Source organism: Bradyrhizobium sp. 35 (genome assembly GCF_023073215.1).
Classification (GTDB): Bacteria; Pseudomonadota; Alphaproteobacteria; order Rhizobiales; family Xanthobacteraceae; genus Bradyrhizobium; species Bradyrhizobium canariense_D.
Map to the genome: position 1 here is coordinate 64,542 of NZ_JADPJC010000120.1, position 15,855 is coordinate 80,396.

13 protein-coding genes are annotated in these 15,855 nt (G+C 64.6%); 3 read left to right on the plus strand and 10 right to left on the minus strand.

Translation table 11 applies throughout. The annotated features are described in order from the left end of the window. Positions 1 to 15: 15 nt before the first annotated feature. Positions 16 to 1,407, minus strand: a complete 1,392-nt coding sequence (gene tcuA / locus IVB36_RS25755; protein ID WP_247393398.1) for an FAD-dependent tricarballylate dehydrogenase TcuA — start codon at positions 1,405 to 1,407, stop codon at positions 16 to 18. 156 nt (positions 1,408 to 1,563) lie between these two features. Between tcuA and IVB36_RS25760 the strand changes: the two genes are divergently transcribed. Next, the gene (locus IVB36_RS25760) at positions 1,564 to 2,247 is read left to right on the plus strand and encodes a GntR family transcriptional regulator (RefSeq protein WP_247372532.1); all 684 of its coding nucleotides are present in this window, start codon (positions 1,564 to 1,566) and stop codon (positions 2,245 to 2,247) included. A 12-nt stretch (positions 2,248 to 2,259) separates the two neighbouring features. Here IVB36_RS25760 and ybaK read toward each other — a convergent pair whose 3' ends face one another. From ybaK to mobB, 8 genes are all read right to left on the minus strand, one after another. Beyond that, the gene (gene ybaK / locus IVB36_RS25765) at positions 2,260 to 2,733 is read right to left on the minus strand and encodes a Cys-tRNA(Pro) deacylase (RefSeq protein WP_085350047.1); all 474 of its coding nucleotides are present in this window, start codon (positions 2,731 to 2,733) and stop codon (positions 2,260 to 2,262) included. A gap of 245 nt (positions 2,734 to 2,978) precedes the next feature. Then, entirely contained in the window at positions 2,979 to 5,747 is a 2,769-nt protein-coding gene (gene fdhF, locus IVB36_RS25770) for a formate dehydrogenase subunit alpha (protein ID WP_247393400.1), read from the minus strand. Next, positions 5,744 to 7,453, minus strand: a complete 1,710-nt coding sequence (locus IVB36_RS25775; protein ID WP_247393401.1) for an NADH-ubiquinone oxidoreductase-F iron-sulfur binding region domain-containing protein — start codon at positions 7,451 to 7,453, stop codon at positions 5,744 to 5,746. Before IVB36_RS25775 ends, fdhF begins: the two co-directional genes overlap by 4 nt. A 247-nt stretch (positions 7,454 to 7,700) precedes the next feature. Continuing rightward, a complete protein-coding gene (locus IVB36_RS25780) occupies positions 7,701 to 7,988 on the minus strand; it encodes a hypothetical protein (protein ID WP_026233096.1) in 288 nt (95 codons plus the stop codon). Positions 7,989 to 8,079: 91 nt separating this feature from the next. After that, positions 8,080 to 9,735 (minus strand): OFA family MFS transporter, encoded by a 1,656-nt coding sequence (locus tag IVB36_RS25785; protein ID WP_018456153.1) that lies wholly within the window; start codon positions 9,733 to 9,735, stop codon positions 8,080 to 8,082. Positions 9,736 to 10,051: 316 nt separating this feature from the next. After that, a complete protein-coding gene (locus IVB36_RS25790; RefSeq protein ID WP_018456154.1) occupies positions 10,052 to 10,315 on the minus strand; it encodes a sulfurtransferase TusA family protein in 264 nt (87 codons plus the stop codon). Between the two features lie 66 nt (positions 10,316 to 10,381). Next, entirely contained in the window at positions 10,382 to 11,638 is a 1,257-nt protein-coding gene (gene glp / locus IVB36_RS25795; RefSeq protein ID WP_085384381.1) for a gephyrin-like molybdotransferase Glp, read from the minus strand. A gap of 9 nt (positions 11,639 to 11,647) precedes the next feature. After that, on the minus strand, positions 11,648 to 12,175 hold the full coding sequence (gene mobB, locus IVB36_RS25800) for a molybdopterin-guanine dinucleotide biosynthesis protein B (protein ID WP_247372524.1): 528 nt from the start codon (positions 12,173 to 12,175) through the stop codon (positions 11,648 to 11,650). A 207-nt stretch (positions 12,176 to 12,382) separates the two neighbouring features. Between mobB and fdhD the strand changes: the two genes are divergently transcribed. Beyond that, positions 12,383 to 13,273 (plus strand): formate dehydrogenase accessory sulfurtransferase FdhD, encoded by an 891-nt coding sequence (gene fdhD / locus IVB36_RS25805; protein WP_247372521.1) that lies wholly within the window; start codon positions 12,383 to 12,385, stop codon positions 13,271 to 13,273. Then, positions 13,260 to 13,895 carry a molybdenum cofactor guanylyltransferase MobA gene (mobA, locus tag IVB36_RS25810; RefSeq protein WP_085384396.1) on the plus strand — a complete coding sequence of 212 codons (636 nt, stop codon included), beginning with the start codon at positions 13,260 to 13,262 and terminating at the stop codon, positions 13,893 to 13,895. The genes fdhD and mobA overlap by 14 nt, the downstream gene beginning before the upstream one ends. 7 nt (positions 13,896 to 13,902) lie before the next feature. Here mobA and IVB36_RS25815 read toward each other — a convergent pair whose 3' ends face one another. After that, complete coding sequence (locus tag IVB36_RS25815) at positions 13,903 to 15,852, minus strand: molybdopterin biosynthesis protein (RefSeq protein ID WP_247372519.1); 1,950 nt, start codon at positions 15,850 to 15,852, stop codon at positions 13,903 to 13,905. Positions 15,853 to 15,855 lie beyond the last annotated feature (3 nt).

Sequence of the window (15,855 nt, forward strand, 5' to 3'; positions counted from 1 at the left end):
TGTCTGTTCTTCCGCCTAATTCTTCGCGTGGCGTGCCGCTTCCCGTCCTGCGATCCGCCCGAACACGCTGCCGATGGTCATGCCCATGCCGGCGGCATAGCCCTTGCCGAGCACGTTGCCGGCCATGATCTCGCCGGCCGCGAACATGTTGGCCGACGGCTTGCCGTCAGCCATCAGCATGCGCGCTTCCCTGGTCACGCGCGTGCCGAGATAGGTGAAGGTGATGCCGGGCCGCACCGGATAGGCAAGGTAGGGCGGTGTCTCGATCCGCCGTGCCCAATGCGTCTTCGGCGGCGTGATGCCTTCCGTGCGGCAATCGTCCAGAATGGTGTGGTCGAAGGTGCCGGGCTGCACCGCGGCGTTGAATTCGGTGATCGTCTTTTCCAGCGCGGCCGGATCGAGCTCGAGCTTGCCGGCAAGCTCAGCCACCGTCTGCCCTGCGATCGGCGGGAATAGCGTCGGCATGAAGCTCGTGACCACGGTGGAGTCGAAGATGATGTAGGCGATCTGTTCGGGCTGCGCGGCCACCAGCCGGCCCCAGATCGCGTAACGCTTCGGCCAGATGTCCTCACCTTCATCATAGAAGCGCTGCGCGTGCTTGTTGACGACGATGCCAAACACGACAGAATCGTGCCGCGTGATGATGCCGCCGTCGAATTTCGGCGCGCGCGCGTCGATCGCGACCGCATGGCACTGGGTGGGGTCGCCGACCTCCTGCACGCCCTTGGCGAGCAGCATCTTCAGGATCGAGCCGCGGTTATAGCGGGTACCGCGGATCAGGAAATTGTCGGCGGCCTCACCCCAATATTGCTTCAGCCATTCGATGTTGGCCTCGAATCCGCCGGCGGCGGCGACCAGCGACGTCGCGCGGATCTCGGTGTCGCCCTTGATCGGCCGCCTGAGGTGGGCGGCGAGAAACATGCCGTCTTCGATCATGAGGTCGACAACCTCGGCGTCGTATTCGATTTCGACGCCGAGCTTCTCGGCGGTGAGATAAAGTGCGTTCAACATCGCGCGGCCGCCGCCGAGGAAGAATGAGTTGGTGCGGCCGAGGCCCAGCGTGCCGCCGAGCGAGGGCTGCCAGCGCACGCCCTGCTCCACGATCCAGTTCAAGATGTCCTTGGACTCGCGGATCATGTGCCGGGCGAGCACCTCGTCGGTCTGGCCGCCGGTGACGCGCAGGAGATCCTCCCAAAACTCTTCCTCAGTGTAGGGGCCGGTGAGGATTTCGGTCGCCTCGTCATGTGCGCAACGCATGTTGCGGGTGTGGCGCGTGTTGCCGCCGCGATAGAACTTTGGCGCGCCTTCGAGTACCAGCACCGATGCCCCACCGCGTCGCGCGCTGATTGCCGCACACAGCGCCGCGTTGCCGCCGCCGATCACCAGCACATCGTATTTGCTGCTCATGCCGTCTGCCCGATGCGACGAAGTTGGAGACATTCTGCCCGCCGGCGGCCTCGGCCAATCCGACTGGTCATTGCGCACCTTTGTATACAAAGATATACGATGTCCGGCAAGCGTCATCCTGCATGGGCAGGATGCGCGTGGCGAGCACGAGGATGCATGGCAAGACGCCCGACAAAAGCAGGCGGCTCGATCGCGCGCGGCGGCGGCGTGGCGCTCGGCGAAGCAGTGTTCCGCTCGCTCTGCGAGGCGCTGCAGGCCGGCAGCTACCGCGCCGGCGACCGCCTGCGCGAGGAAGAGGTCGCCCAGCGGCTGAAGGTCAGCCGCACCCCGGTGCGGGAAGCTCTCGGGCGGCTTGCGGCACGTGGGTTCGTCGAACCTGCCGGCGGCCGCGGCCTGATCGTACGCAACCTCGACATCTCGGAGGTGCTCGAGCTCTACGCCATGCGCGAGATCATGGAGGGCTCCGCCGCCCGACTTGCCGCCGAGCACGCGTCTGCGACCGAGGTCGACGCGCTCAGGGACATCGAGCAGACCTTCGTGGAAGCGTCGGGGACTGATCCCGCCGAGATGGCGCGGCTCAACCGCGCCTTCCACGAGGCGATCTGCCGCGCCGCGCGCAACCGCTATCTCGACAACGCTTCGCGGGAATTGCAGGACTGGATCGCCCTGCTCGGTCCAACCACGTTCACCGTATCCGGTCGCCCGTCGACCAGCCACGGCGAGCACCAGGCCATCATCGACGCCATCGCGGCTCGCGACGGCGGCAAAGCGGAGCAGCTCGCGCGCACACACATCCGCGAAGCGCTGCGCTGTCGGCTGAAGCTGTTGCAAAAACAATAGCAGAGCGCCGCCTCAGGCGACCAGTTCCGCGACGATCGCCTTCAACACGTCCCGCACATCGCCCGGACTGAGCCGCACCTGCAGTCCGCGCTGACCGCCATTCACGTACACGTAATCATGCGCGAGCGCGCTCTGCTCGATCACGGTGCGCACAGGCTTCCGCTGCCCGAATGGGCTGATGCCGCCAACCTTGTAGCCGGTGAGGCGCTCGGCCTCAGGCGGCTTCATCATCTGCGCCGACTTGCCGCTAACAACAGCGGCGAGCTTCTTCATCGAGACTTCCTGATCGGACGGGACGATCACGCAGACCGGCTTGCCGTCGACCAGCGCCATCAGCGTCTTCAAGACGCGCGCGGGATCCTCGCCGAGTGCGGATGCAGCCTGAAGGCCGATGCTCTCGGCGTCGGGATCGTAGTCGTAGGTGTGGACAGTGAAGGCAACACCGGCGGCCGTGAGCGCGCGTGTGGCTGGGGTGGCTTTGGACATGGACGATGTCTAGCACCGCCGCTGCGAGGAGCGAAGGGACGGCGACACGGATGGACACATGCACCACAGCCTCAGCGTCGTCCCGGCGAAGGCCGGGACCCATAACCACAGGGAGGAGTTTGGAGAAGACTCGTCGTTCGGTACGCCCACCATCCGCTAACGAGACACCTCGCGGTGTGGGTCCCGGCCTTCGCCGGGACGACACCGCAGGCATTGTGCCGCCAAATAACCGGCGAGCGCGCAGCCTACTCCGCCGCGTCGCGCATCTCGGCCCGCTCCGCCCTGGCCGCGCAGAACTTGAACTCCGGGATCTTGCCGAACGGATCGAGCGCCGGGTTGGTCAGGAGATTGGCCGCCGCCTCAGCGTAGCAGAACGGCATGAACACCATGTTCTCGGGCACGTCGCGGTCGGAGCGGACCTTGACCTCGACCGCGCCGCGGCGGGTCTCGAGCCGGATGAAATCGCCCGGCGCGAGCTTCTTCCTGTGCATGTCCTTCGGCGACATGAACGCGACCGCCTCGGGCTCGATCTGGTCAAGCACCTGCGCGCGGCGGGTCATCGAGCCGGTGTGCCAATGCTCGAGCACGCGGCCGGTCGAGAGCACCATCGGATATTCGGTGTCGGGGATCTCGTCCGGCGGGATGACGTGAGCCGGAACGATCTTGCCGCGGCCGCTGGCGGTCGGGAAGCCCGTGGTGAAGATGATCTCGTTGCCGGGCACGTCGGGACCGTCGACGGGATAGGTCACCGCGCCTTCGCGCACCAGCCGCTCCCAGGTGATGTTCTTCAGCGACGGCATCAACTCCGCCATCTCGGTGAAGACCTCGCCGGGACCGGCATAATTCCACGGCAGCCCCATGCGCTTGCCGATCTCCTGGATGATCCAGAGATCCTGCCGCGCATCGCCCGGCGGCTTGATCACCTGGCGTGCGAGTTGCACGCGGCGATCGGTGTTGGTGAAGGAGCCTTCCTTTTCGGCAAACGCCGAGGCCGGCAGGATGACGTCGGCGTGGAACGCGGTCTCCGTGACGAAGAGATCCTGCACCACGAGATGGTCGAGCATGGCAAGCGCCTGGCGCGCATGCTGGAGATCGGGGTCGGACATCGCTGGGTTTTCGCCCTCGATATACATGCCCTTGATCTCGCCGGCATGGATCGCGTTCATGATCTCGACCACGGTCAGACCGCGCACGGGATCGAGATCCTGGCCCCACAGCTTCTCGAAGGCGCCGCGCATGTCGTCGCGGCCGACCGGCTGATAATCCGGCAGGAACATCGGGATCAGACCGGCATCGGAAGCGCCCTGCACGTTGTTCTGGCCGCGCAGCGGATGCAGGCCGGTGCCGGGACGCCCGACCTGGCCGGTGATCAGCGCCAGCGCAATCAGGCAACGCGCATTGTCGGTGCCGTGGACATGCTGGCTGATGCCCATGCCCCAGAAGATGATCGACGATTTTGCCCGCGCATAGGTTCGCGCGACCTCGCGCAGGGTCTGCGCCGGGACACCGCAGATCGGCTCCATCTTCTCCGGTGTGAACTCCTTGATCTTCTCCTTGAGCTCCTCGAACCCCTCGGTGTAGCCGGCGATGTACTGATCGTCGGTCAGCCCTTCGGTGATGATCGTGTGGATCATCGCGTTCAGCATGGCGACGTCGGAGCCCGGCTTGAACTGCAGATGCTTGGTCGCATGGCGCGACAGCGTCTGCCGGCGCGGGTCCATGACGAACAGCTTTGCGCCGTACTGCTTGACCGCGTTCTTGATGAAGGTCGCGGCGACTGGATGATTCACGGTCGGATTGGCGCCGATCACGATGATGACCTCGGCGTCCATCGCAGCCGAGAACGGCGCCGACACGGCGCCCGAGCTCAGACCTTCGAACAGCGCCGCGACCGACGAGGCGTGGCACAGACGGGTGCAATGGTCGACATTGTTCGAGCCGAAGCCGGTGCGCACCAGCTTCTGGAACAGATAGGCCTCCTCGTTGGAGCCCTTCGCCGAACCGAAGCCGGCCAGCGCCTTCACGCCCTTCTCGTCGCGGATCTTGACCAGGCCTTTGGCCGCGATGTCGAGCGCTTCTTCCCAGCTCGCTTCGCGGAAATGCGTGAACGGATTGGCCGGATCAACCTGGTCGTTGGAATCCTTCTTCGCGTTCGGTAGCCGCACCAGCGGCTTGGTCAGGCGATGCGGATGATGGATGTAGTCGAAGCCGAAGCGGCCCTTGACGCAAAGGCGGTTGCGGTTGGCGGGGCCGTCACGGCCCTCGGCATAGATCACCTTCTCGTCCTTGACCTCATAGGTCACCTGGCAACCAACGCCGCAGAACGGGCAGAGCGAATCCACCTTCTTGTCGGCATAGACGACACGGGTCTGCGCCTCGTCCAGCATTACGGCCGGCATCAGGGCCCCGGTCGGACAGGCCTGCACGCATTCGCCGCAGGCGACGCAGGTGGATTCGCCCATGGGATCGTCGAAATCGAACACGATTTTCGAGCCGTGACTACGATAGGCCATGCCGATGACGTCGTTGACCTGGACCTCGCGGCAGGCGCGCACGCACAGGCCGCACTGGATACAGGCGTCAAGATTGACGCGCATGGCCGGATGGCTGGCGTCGGTCGCCCAACGCTCGGCGGCGGGGAAGCGACTCTCGGTGACCCCAGTGGTTTCGGCCCAGTGCCAGAATTTGGAGTCCGGATCGTGCGAGGTCTCGCGCGCCGGCTGGTCGGCTACCAGCAGCTCCATGACCATTTTTTGCGCGGAAACCGCGCGCGCGCTCTCGGTCTTCACCTTCATGCCGACCGATGGCGTGCGCTTGCAGGACGCCGCGAGCACGCGCTCGCCCTCGATCTCGACCATGCAGGCGCGGCAATTGCCGTCGGGGCGATAATCCGGCGCGGGCGAGTAGCACAGATGCGGAATCTCGCGACCCTGGCGTTTTGCGACTTGCCAGATCGTCTCGCCTGCATTGGCCTCGACCTGCTTGCCGTCGAGCTCGAACGTAATCTTCGTCATTCGGCCGCTTCCTTGAACTCGTCAGGGAAATATTTAATCACGGTGGCAAGCGGATTCGATGCCGCCTGTCCGAGCCCGCAGATCGAGGCATCGCGCATCGCCTGGCTCAATTCGTCCAGGAGAGCGCGGTTCCAGACCGGTTGCTGCATCAGCAGCGCGGCCTTCTGGGTTCCGACGCGACACGGCGTGCACTGGCCGCAGCTCTCGTCCTCGAAGAACTTCATCAGGTTCAATGCGGCCGCGCGCACGCTGTCCTTTTGCGACAGGATCACGATCGCGGCAGAGCCGATGAAGCAGCCGTATTTTTCAAGCGTGCCGAAATCGAGCGGGATGTCGTCCATCGACGCCGGCAGGATGCCGCCGGACGCACCACCCGGGAGGTACGCGTAGAACTGATGGCCATCGGCCATGCCGCCGCAATATTCGTCGATCAACTCGCGCACGGTGATGCCAGCAGGCGCGAGCTTCATGCCGGGATTCTTGACGCGGCCCGAAACCGAGAAGCTGCGCAGGCCGTGCCGCTCATGCCGGCCGTGGCCCTTCCACCAGTCGGCGCCCTTCTCGATGATGTCGCGCACCCACCACAAGGTCTCAATATTGTTGATCAAGGTCGGCAGGCCGAACAGACCGACCTGGAATGGATAAGGCGGCTTGTGCCTGGGTAAGCCGCGCTTGCCCTCGATGCTTTCCAGCAGCGAGGATTCCTCGCCGCAGATATAGGCGCCAGCGCCGCGGCGCATGTGCAGCGTCGGACCGCCCGGCGGCAGCTTCGCGATCTCACGTTCGAGGATTTCGCGCGAGGCCGGATATTCGTCGCGCAGGTAGATGTAGATATCCGAGGCCTGCACCACATGCGCACCGATCAGCATGCCCTCGAGGAAACGGTGCGGATCGCTCTCGAGATAGACGCGATCCTTGAACGTGCCGGGCTCGCCCTCGTCGCCGTTGATCGCCATCAGGCGCGGGCCGGGTTCACCAAGCACCGCGCGCCATTTACGTCCCGTCGGGAAGCCGGCGCCGCCGAGACCGCGCAACGAGGCGTCGTCGAGCGCCTTCAGCAGGTCGTCCGTCGGTAGTTCGCCCGAGCACAGGCGATTGAGCAGCTTGTAGCCGCCGCCGGCGACATAGGCGTCATAGCCGATATATTTGGGCAGATGCGCGTGGGTGTCGCCAGCCTTCGCCGCCGCCATGACATTGGCCACCGTCGCATGGTCAACAAAGTTGTGTCCGACTTCCGCGGCAGGCGCCGTATCGCAGCGGCCGACGCAGGGCGCACGCACCACGCGGATGCCGGGACCTGACGCGTCTTGCAAATCCGCGAGCAGCTTCTCTCCGCCGAGCATCGCGCAGGTCAGCGAATCGCAGACCCGGATCGTCAGCGGCGCGATATCGGGCTCGCCTTCCTTTACCACGTCGAAATGCGCATAGAAGGTCGCGGTCTCGAACACTTCGGCGAAGGCGAGCTTCATCTCGTCGGCGAGCGCGGCGAGATGCGCGGCCGAGATCTGGCGGTACTGATCCTGGATCAGGTGCAGATATTCGATCAACAGGTCGCGACGCCGCGGTCGGTCGCCGAGCAACTGCGCGATCTCATGAGAGGCGGTGGGATCGACCTGCCGTCCCTTGGGTGTGGATTTGGCGCGCTTCCGTCCCTGGCCGGGATGTTCGAACTCGCGAACCTTGTGAACGTCGTCGTTGCTGCTCATGGAGACGTCGCGTTCTCTTCAAATGCGTGATGAGTTTGGACCGGACCGCCAAGGCGATCAGTCTTCATTTCCCGACTCGATCAAACGGAACCACCGGTTCCTGCGTCCCGCCGATCAAGCCAAATTCGACGCAACTCTAATCTCTGGTATGCCAGATGCAAGAGATTTAGAGCGTCTCTAGAATGATTTAGGAGGCCGGCGGTCGCCCGCCGTGCCCTTTTGCGCAAGCGTCGGATGGAACCCGATCTCAAGTCTTGCTCATGCACTCTTCAATGTAGAACCAGCGATCGTCGCCGGCGAGGCCCTTGGACTTCACGTCGGCGCGGCAGGCTTTCAGCTTCGGCTTGTTGGTTGCCCATTTCGCCTTCATGTCTTTCAGCTTCTGCATGGTGAGCTTCATCTTGCCAGGTTTGGCTTGCGTCGCTGCAGCAGGCGCTGCCGGCGGCGTCGCCGTCTGCGCGGATGCGGCATGAAGGCCAGCGACGAGCAACACGGCCGCGAGGCAAATTCGAAGGCAAATTCGGGTGCGAATCATTTCAATCCCCCTAAGTCCCATTTCTGATGATGTCCGAAAGGCCAACGAAGCGGGACGCCTGATGAGCATCCCGCTTCTGTCTCGACGACGGTCAGAAGATCTTGACCGCGCTCTCCAATGTCTTCCAAACACCCCAAAGCAGGGGGACGCCGACGAACGCCCAGAACAGCGCCGCCTTGGCGTCAAGCCCGCCAAATCCGATGCCGTAGGAGCCGTGCGGCCCCGCGGCGGCGGCGCTGGCGCTTGCAGCCTGCAACTTGGCGACATCGGCGTCCTTCATGTGCCACTTCGAATCGACCGGCTTGATCAGATAGTTGCAGATCAAGCCCGCAATCAGCATCGCACAGAGGATGTACATAGTCGTGTTGTAGAGCTGATCGCGCGGCACGCCTGCCGCGAGCTGGAACTCGCGGATGTAGTTGACGACGACGGGACCGATGATGCCTGCGGTGGACCACGCCGTCAGCAGCCGGCCATGGATGGCGCCGACGAACTGGGTTCCGAACATGTCGGCGAGGTAAGCCGGCACGGTGGCGAAGCCGCCGCCATACATCGATAGGATGATGCCGAAGCCAAGCACGAACAGGAGCTTCGAACCCATCGCCGCAAAGGTCGGCGCCAGCGCGTAGAGCACGATGCCCAGGATGAAGAACGTATAGTAGGTGTTCTTGCGCCCGATCTTGTCCGACAGCGATGCCCAGAAGAAGCGGCCGCCGATGTTGAACAGCGACAGCAATCCGGCGAAGCCCGCGGCGATCGCGGCGATCTGCGCCTTCTGCCCCGCATCGAGCGCGTTGAAGCCCACCTCCGGCAGGCCGATCAGCTTGCCGGCGAAGATCTCCTGCAGCATCGGCGATGCCATGCCGATCACACCGATGCCGGCCGACACGTTCAGGCACAGCACCCACCAGATCAGCCAGAATTGCGGCGTCTTGTGCGCATCGTTGAGATGGACGTTGGCCTTCGAGATCATCGCGTTGGCCTTCGACGGCGCGGTCCAGCCCTCGGGCTGCCAGCCGGGCGGCGGCAAGCGATAGCGGAACGCGCCGATCATCATGAACACGAAGTAGATGACGCCCATCGTGACGAAGGTCTCCCAGACGCCGACCGAGGTCGGGGTCTTGAAGTAGTTCATCAAGAGGTTAGCCAGCGGCGCGCCGATCATGGCGCCGCCGCCGAAACCCATGATGGCCATGCCGGTCGCCATGCCGCGACGGTCCGGGAACCACTTCACGAGCGTCGAGACCGGCGAGATATAGCCAAGACCGAGACCGATGCCGCCGATCACGCCCGAACCCAGCCACAACAGCCAGAGCTGATGGGTGTATACCCCGATCGCACCGAGGAAGAGGCCGCCGCACCAGCACAAGGCCGAGACGAAGCCGGCCTTGCGCGGGCCTACGCGCTCCAGCCAGCCGCCCCAGACCGCAGCCGCGATACCGAGCAGCACGAAAAAGAGCGTGTACATCCACCCCATGCTGGCGACCTTCCAGTCGCAGCTGGTCGTGAACAGCTCCTGAAACAGTGACATGTCCGCGCACGCCTTCGGCGCGGTAACTCCGATCGCGCGCGACAGCGGCAACCAGAACACCGAGAAGCCGTAGGCCATGCCGATACAGAGATGGATGCACAGCGCAGCCGGCGGCACCAGCCAGCGATTGAACCCGGCGGTCGCGATGGTCCGCTCGCGATCCAGAAAACCTGCGCCGGCACCCGAAAGTGTTCCAGCGCTCTCGATGGTAGACATGCATTCCTCCCCTAAAGCCGCCCTTCTGAACGGCCTGCCACGACGGTCCTGTTCCTCAGCCTGCAGCGCAGCCTTTGTCCCTGCTGCTCCACAATGATCGACGCGCGCCAGGATCGTCACGCGCATCCGAGACGTTAAACCCCTAACCGTGGGGACTATGCCCGACGCCACGGCCGGGCTTCTTTCGACGGCCCATTTGCTCCGCATATCGCAGGCACGACTCGACCTCCGCGTCTCGGCGGAGGACGTCAATTGGGGCAGAAGTGATGATCGATGTCGATAGACAAAAGGTAGGTATCAACCGAGTGACCGCGAGCTAAGTGGGCGGCGCACCATTGATATTTTCTATCGATCGATCGGCCTTCTCAATCAAGAACACGATGCGCGCGTCGTTGCGCTCGGTGATCTCCACCGTGTCGCCGGTCTCCCGGATCAGGTTCGGAATGTCAATCACCGACAGCGGATCGGTGCAGTACACTTCGAGCTGATCCCCCGGATGCAACGGCTTCAGCGCTTTGCGCGTCTTCAGGGCGGGCAGCGGGCATTTCAGTCCGGTGAGATCGAGCGTCGTTCTGGTCATCGGCGCAACATGGCGGGAGCGACCGATGGCGTCAACGCCGAGCCAGCACCAGCATCACGTTCAGACTCAGAGCAAATCGGCATAGGACAGGAAACCCACGCTCTGCCCCGGCTCGACACGCGTGACCTCCTCATCGAGCTCGATGAGGCCGTCGGTGTCGACCAGAGAGGACAACAGCCCAGCCCCCTCGCGTGGAAACTTGATTGCCTCGAGTGCGCCGTCCTGCGTGCGCCGCAAGGAGGCGCGAACATATTCGCGTCGGCCCGCCTTCTTCTTGTAGGTGAATGCCGCACGCACCGGGATCGGCAACAGCGGCGCCGGCAGGCTGCCCGCAAGCGCCAGCACCGTCGGCCGCACCACATGCACAAAGGTGACGAAACTCGCGACGGGATTGCCCGGCAGTCCGATCAGCGGCGTGCCCGCAATGATGCCCATCGCCACGGGCCGTCCCGGCTTGATCGCCATCCGCCACAACACCAGCGAGCCGATGCTTTCGACCGCGGCCTTGACGTGGTCCTCCTCTCCGGTCGAGACGCCGCCAGTGGTGAGGATCAGATCGTGCGTGCCTGCAACTTGCTTGAGGCCATTCGCAAGCGAGGTACGTTCGTCGCGCAAAATGCCGAGATCGCTGACCTCGCAGCCGAGCCGGCGCAGCATCGCCATCAGCATGAAGCGGTTGGAATCGAACAGCTGCGAGGCCGCGCGCGGCTCGCCGGGCGAGGTCAATTCGTCACCGGTCGAGAACACCGCGACACGTATGCGCCTGACGACGTCGAGCCCGACCAGGCCGAACGCCGCCGCGAGCGCGACATGTTGCGGCAGCAAGCGCTGGCCTGCGCGCAGCGCGATGTGGCCCTGGGGGATGTCCTCTCCCGCAGGGCGGACATTCGCGCCCGGCTTCAGCCCCGGCGGCAGCACGATTCGGCCGGCATCGTCTACGCGCACGTCTTCCTGCATGAAGACAGTTTCGGCATCCGGCGGCATCGGCGCGCCGGTGAAGATGCGCGCAGTATGGTCGGCCTTGATCGGCGCCAGTGCCAGACCGCCGGCCTGGATGCGGCCGTCGAGCGGGAGTGCCCGCTCGGCGCTGTCCGGAAGATCGGCGTTGCGCACGGCGTAGCCGTCAACAGCGGAATTGGTGAAGGGGGGCAACGGCAGCGGCGCCGCGATATCGCGGGCCAGCACCCGCCCATCAGCATCGATGAGTGTCACGGTTTCGAGATCGACAATCGCGTTGACGCGCGTCGTGATCAGGCCAACGGCTTCGGCAACCGACATCATCGGTCCGCCGAAGGCAAAACAATCGTCCGACAATTGCGCCATGGTGCCTCGTCAGCGCATCGCAGCGCTTTTCGCGACTGCTTCCTCGACCGGGATCGCCGCGCGCAGCAGCAATTCCGCGGCGGCGGCGATATCGTCGAGATGGACGGTCGGCAGTCGTGTTTCAATGGCGACATCGGCCGCGATCCCGTAAATTCCGGGATCATCGGGAAACAGCAACGGTTTGTCGTTGGCCGCGCGATGCACCTCGATCTTGCGATGCGGCTCGCGCTTGAAACCCTCGAGCACGACGAGGTCGACGGCTGACAATTTGCTCAACAGTTCCGGCAGTCGCGGCTCCGCCGCCCCGCGCAATTCGTGCATCAGCGCCCAGCGATTTGACGAAGCAACCAGCACCTCGGCCGCGCCGGCCTCACGATGGCGCCAGGAGTCCTTGCCGGGAACGTCGACGTCGAACTGGTGATGCGCATGCTTGATGACCGAGACGCGCAAGCCAAGCGCATTGAAATGCGGGATCAGCCGCGTCAACAGCGTGGTCTTGCCCGCACCACTCCAGCCCGCAAGGCCGATGACTTTCATTCCAGCTCCGTCTCCGCGAGCGACCAGGTCCCTGATGGAACCACTCTCTCCTCCGTCATTGCGAGCGCAGCGAAGCATCTAGGAATGGATCCACAGCGGCAGCCCGGATTGCTTCGCTTCGCTCGCAATGACGAAAAGGCGGCATTTCGTTCTCTCGCTAGCATGCTTATATCGGCTTGACCCGAATGTCATGCTAACGTCGCGGCCATGATGAAGATCGACAAAGCCCCAGTGCCCCTGATCGTCCCTGATACCGACGACCCGCGCCTCACCGAGAGCGTGAGCGGGACCGACCAGTCCGGCGCCAGAATCGAGATCAAGGTGCCGGTGGAGCGGCCACTGACGCTCTATCTGAATTCGCAGGAGATCGTCACCATGATGACGATCGGCGACTATCCGGAATATCTGGCGCTGGGCTATTTGCTCAACCAGAACATGCTGAAGTATAATGACGCGGTCACCGAGGTCGAATACGACGACGACCTCCAGGTCGTGGTGGTGCGCACCGAGCATCACACCAATTTCGAAGCCAAGCTGAAGAAGCGAACGCAGACTTCAGGCTGCGCGCAGGGCACCGCCTTCGGCGATCTGCTGGAGGCGGTCGAGAGCGTGGCGTTGCCGAAGGCGGAGCTGCGTACGTCCTGGCTCTACCAGATGACGCAGACCATCAACACCATGCCCTCGCTCTATCTGGAAGCCGGTGCGATCCACGGCTGCGTGCTGTGCAGGGAGGGGGAGCCGCTCTGCTACACCGAGGATGTCGGCCGTCACAACGCCGTCGACAAGATCGCGGGCTGGATGTACCGCCACGGCGTCGATGCATCCGACAAGATCCTCTATACCACGGGACGGCTCACCTCTGAGATGGTGATCAAGACGGTCCGCATGGGAATTCCGATCCTGGTGTCGCGCTCCGGCTTCACCGCCTGGGGCGTCGATCTCGCCCGGCAGGTGGGCTTGACGCTGGTCGGCCGCGCGCGCGGCAAACGCTTCATCGCGTTGTCGGGGGAAGAGCGCATCGTCTACGACCAGAACCTCGCTTACGTCGAGGAGGAAGCGGCCAAGCACAAGCGCAAGGGTGAAGGTGGTGACGATTAGCTTTCCGACCACGCAAGGCGTGCTGCTCGCCGGTGGCCTCGCGCGGCGCATGGGCGGCGGCGATAAGCCGATGCGCACCATTGGCGGCCGCACCATTCTGGAACGCGTGATCGCGCGCCTATCACCCCAATGCAGCGGGCTGATCCTCAATGCCAACGGCGATCCCGCCCGCTTCGCCGCGTTCGGTTTGCAGGTCGTTGCCGACGACGTGCCCGGCTTTCCCGGTCCGCTCGCCGGCATCCTTGCCGCACTCGACTGGACCGCGGCGAACCGGCCTGAGGCGAAGTGGGTGCTCAGCGCCGCCGGCGACTGCCCCTTTCTGCCGCGCGATCTTGTCGCACGCTTGCATGACGAACGCATCGCCGCGAATGCCGAGCTCGCCGTTGCGGCGTCGGGCGGCCAGTCGCATCCGGTGATAGGCTTGTGGCGCGTTGGCTTGCGCGACGAACTGCGTCACGCGCTGGTGGTCGAGGATCTCCGCAAGATCGACCGCTGGACCGCGCGTTATCCGCTCGCGACCGTGACGTGGCCGACCGAACCGCTCGATCCGTTCTTCAATGCCAATACGGTCGAGGATATCGCGGAAGCCGAGCGGCTCGCCGCACTGGATGCGGCGTCCTAACCAAGCTCTACGCCGGCCGGAATCCGGCCCGCTCCAGCGCGGCACGCGCTTCGTCCGAGCCGAGCGCATCGAGAAAGGCCCGCACCGCCGGACGCTGCTTCCGCGCCGTCACCAACGCGAAGTCATAATGCTCCTCCGCGAGCGGAATGAAACCGAGGCCGACCGCCTTGGCGACCGGCGCAATGGTCATGCCCCAGTCGGCGCGATGCTGCGCGACCGCCGCGGCCACCGCGTTGTGCGAGCGTGGCTGGTTCCAGTAGCCTTCCGGGCGCGCACCACCGAGCAACCGGTCGATCAGGATGCGCGTGCCGGCGCCCTGGTTGCGGTTGACCATGATGCAGGAGGGATCAGCGAGCGCCGCGACGACGGCGTCCTTCGCGCTGTGGCCTTCGAAACGCTTGTCGCCCTTGCGGAACACGATGCCCTGCATCCGTCGCCAGCCCGGCACGAGTTCGAGACCTTCGACGAGGTAAGGCGCATTGTAGGTCTCGCTCTTGTCGTCGAACAGATGGATCGGCGCCAGATCGCATTCGCCGCGCCGCGCCGCCGCAAGTCCGCCGAGACTGCCGACCGCGATCGAACGCACGGTCAGCCCGGCATGCGCGAGTTGCGCCGTGACGAGATCGAGGCCGGTGCAATGACTGCCGACGATGACGAGATCGGGCACCCGCACATGCGGCGTGAACAGCGTCACCTCGGCTTCGGTCCCGGCCGGCATCTGGTCGGCGAGTGCGTCGATGCGCAGAAAACCGTCGGCCTGCGCGAACGACGTGATCGCACCGGACCCCTTGCCGGAGGGATAAGCGATCAAGCCGTCCTTGCCTTCGACCAGCGAGACCATGACGAATTCGGTGCGGCCGAGCTCGGAAGCAATGCGCACCGGCACGGTCGCGTTCACCTTGGCATCGGAGCGCGGCGGCAGTCCGGCCATTTTGCGCAACACCGGCACGATCATGTCGTGAAAGGTGAACATCGCCGAGGTCGGAAAACCCGGCAGGATCACCACCGGCTTGCCGTCGCACACCGCAAGACACAGCGGCTTGCCGGGCTTGAGCGCAATGCCATGCGCGATGATGCCGGGCTGGCCGAGCCGGCCGATGATGCGATGAGACAGATCGCCCGCGCCTTTCGACGTGCCGCCGGAGAGCACTAGCATGTCGGCGTCCGCCAGCGCACGCCGCATGGCGGCTTCGAGCTGAGCTTCGTCGTCGGGAATGGCGCCGAGGAAAACCGCCTCTCCGCCGTTCTCGTCGATCGCAGCAGTGACGATCGCGCCGTTGGTATCGTAAATCGCAGCAGGCGCGAGCACCTCGCCGGGCTGAACCAGTTCGTCGCCGGTGGAGATCACGGCCACACGAGGTTTGCGCACGACGCTCACCTCGGCAAGACCGCAAGCCGCCAGCATGCCCACCTCGCGCGAGCCCACGATCGTGCCGGCGCGCAGCAGCGCCTCGCCGCGCGCGATATCGGATCCTGCGTATGATATGAATTGCCCGGGCGAGGCGGCGCGACGGACGTCGATGGTGGCCGATCCCGCCGGCTGGGTATGCTCGACCATGACCACGGCATCGGCACCGCGCGGCAGCGGACCGCCGGTGGCAATCGGCGTTGCCGTTCCCGCCGCCACTTGCAGCGCGGGTACGGTGCCGCAGTGAATAGTCTCGCCATTCAGCCCGAGGCGAACTTGCGCACCTTCGCCGGCTGTCGCAAGGTCCGCTGAGCGCACCGCGAAGCCGTCGACGTTGGAACGGTCGAACGGTGGCACGTCGATTGGCGCAGTGATGTCTTCAGCAAGCGACGCGCCGAGCGCTGCTGCGAGCTTGCGTCTTTCGCTTGGGATCGCGCGGGGGAACAGCGCAGCCTCGAAGCGTGCCAGGGCCTCCTCGCGGGAAACGATTTGCAGGAACTGTTCCTGTTCGAGTGCGCTGCGGACTTGCGATTGCGGGATCATGGTCATGCT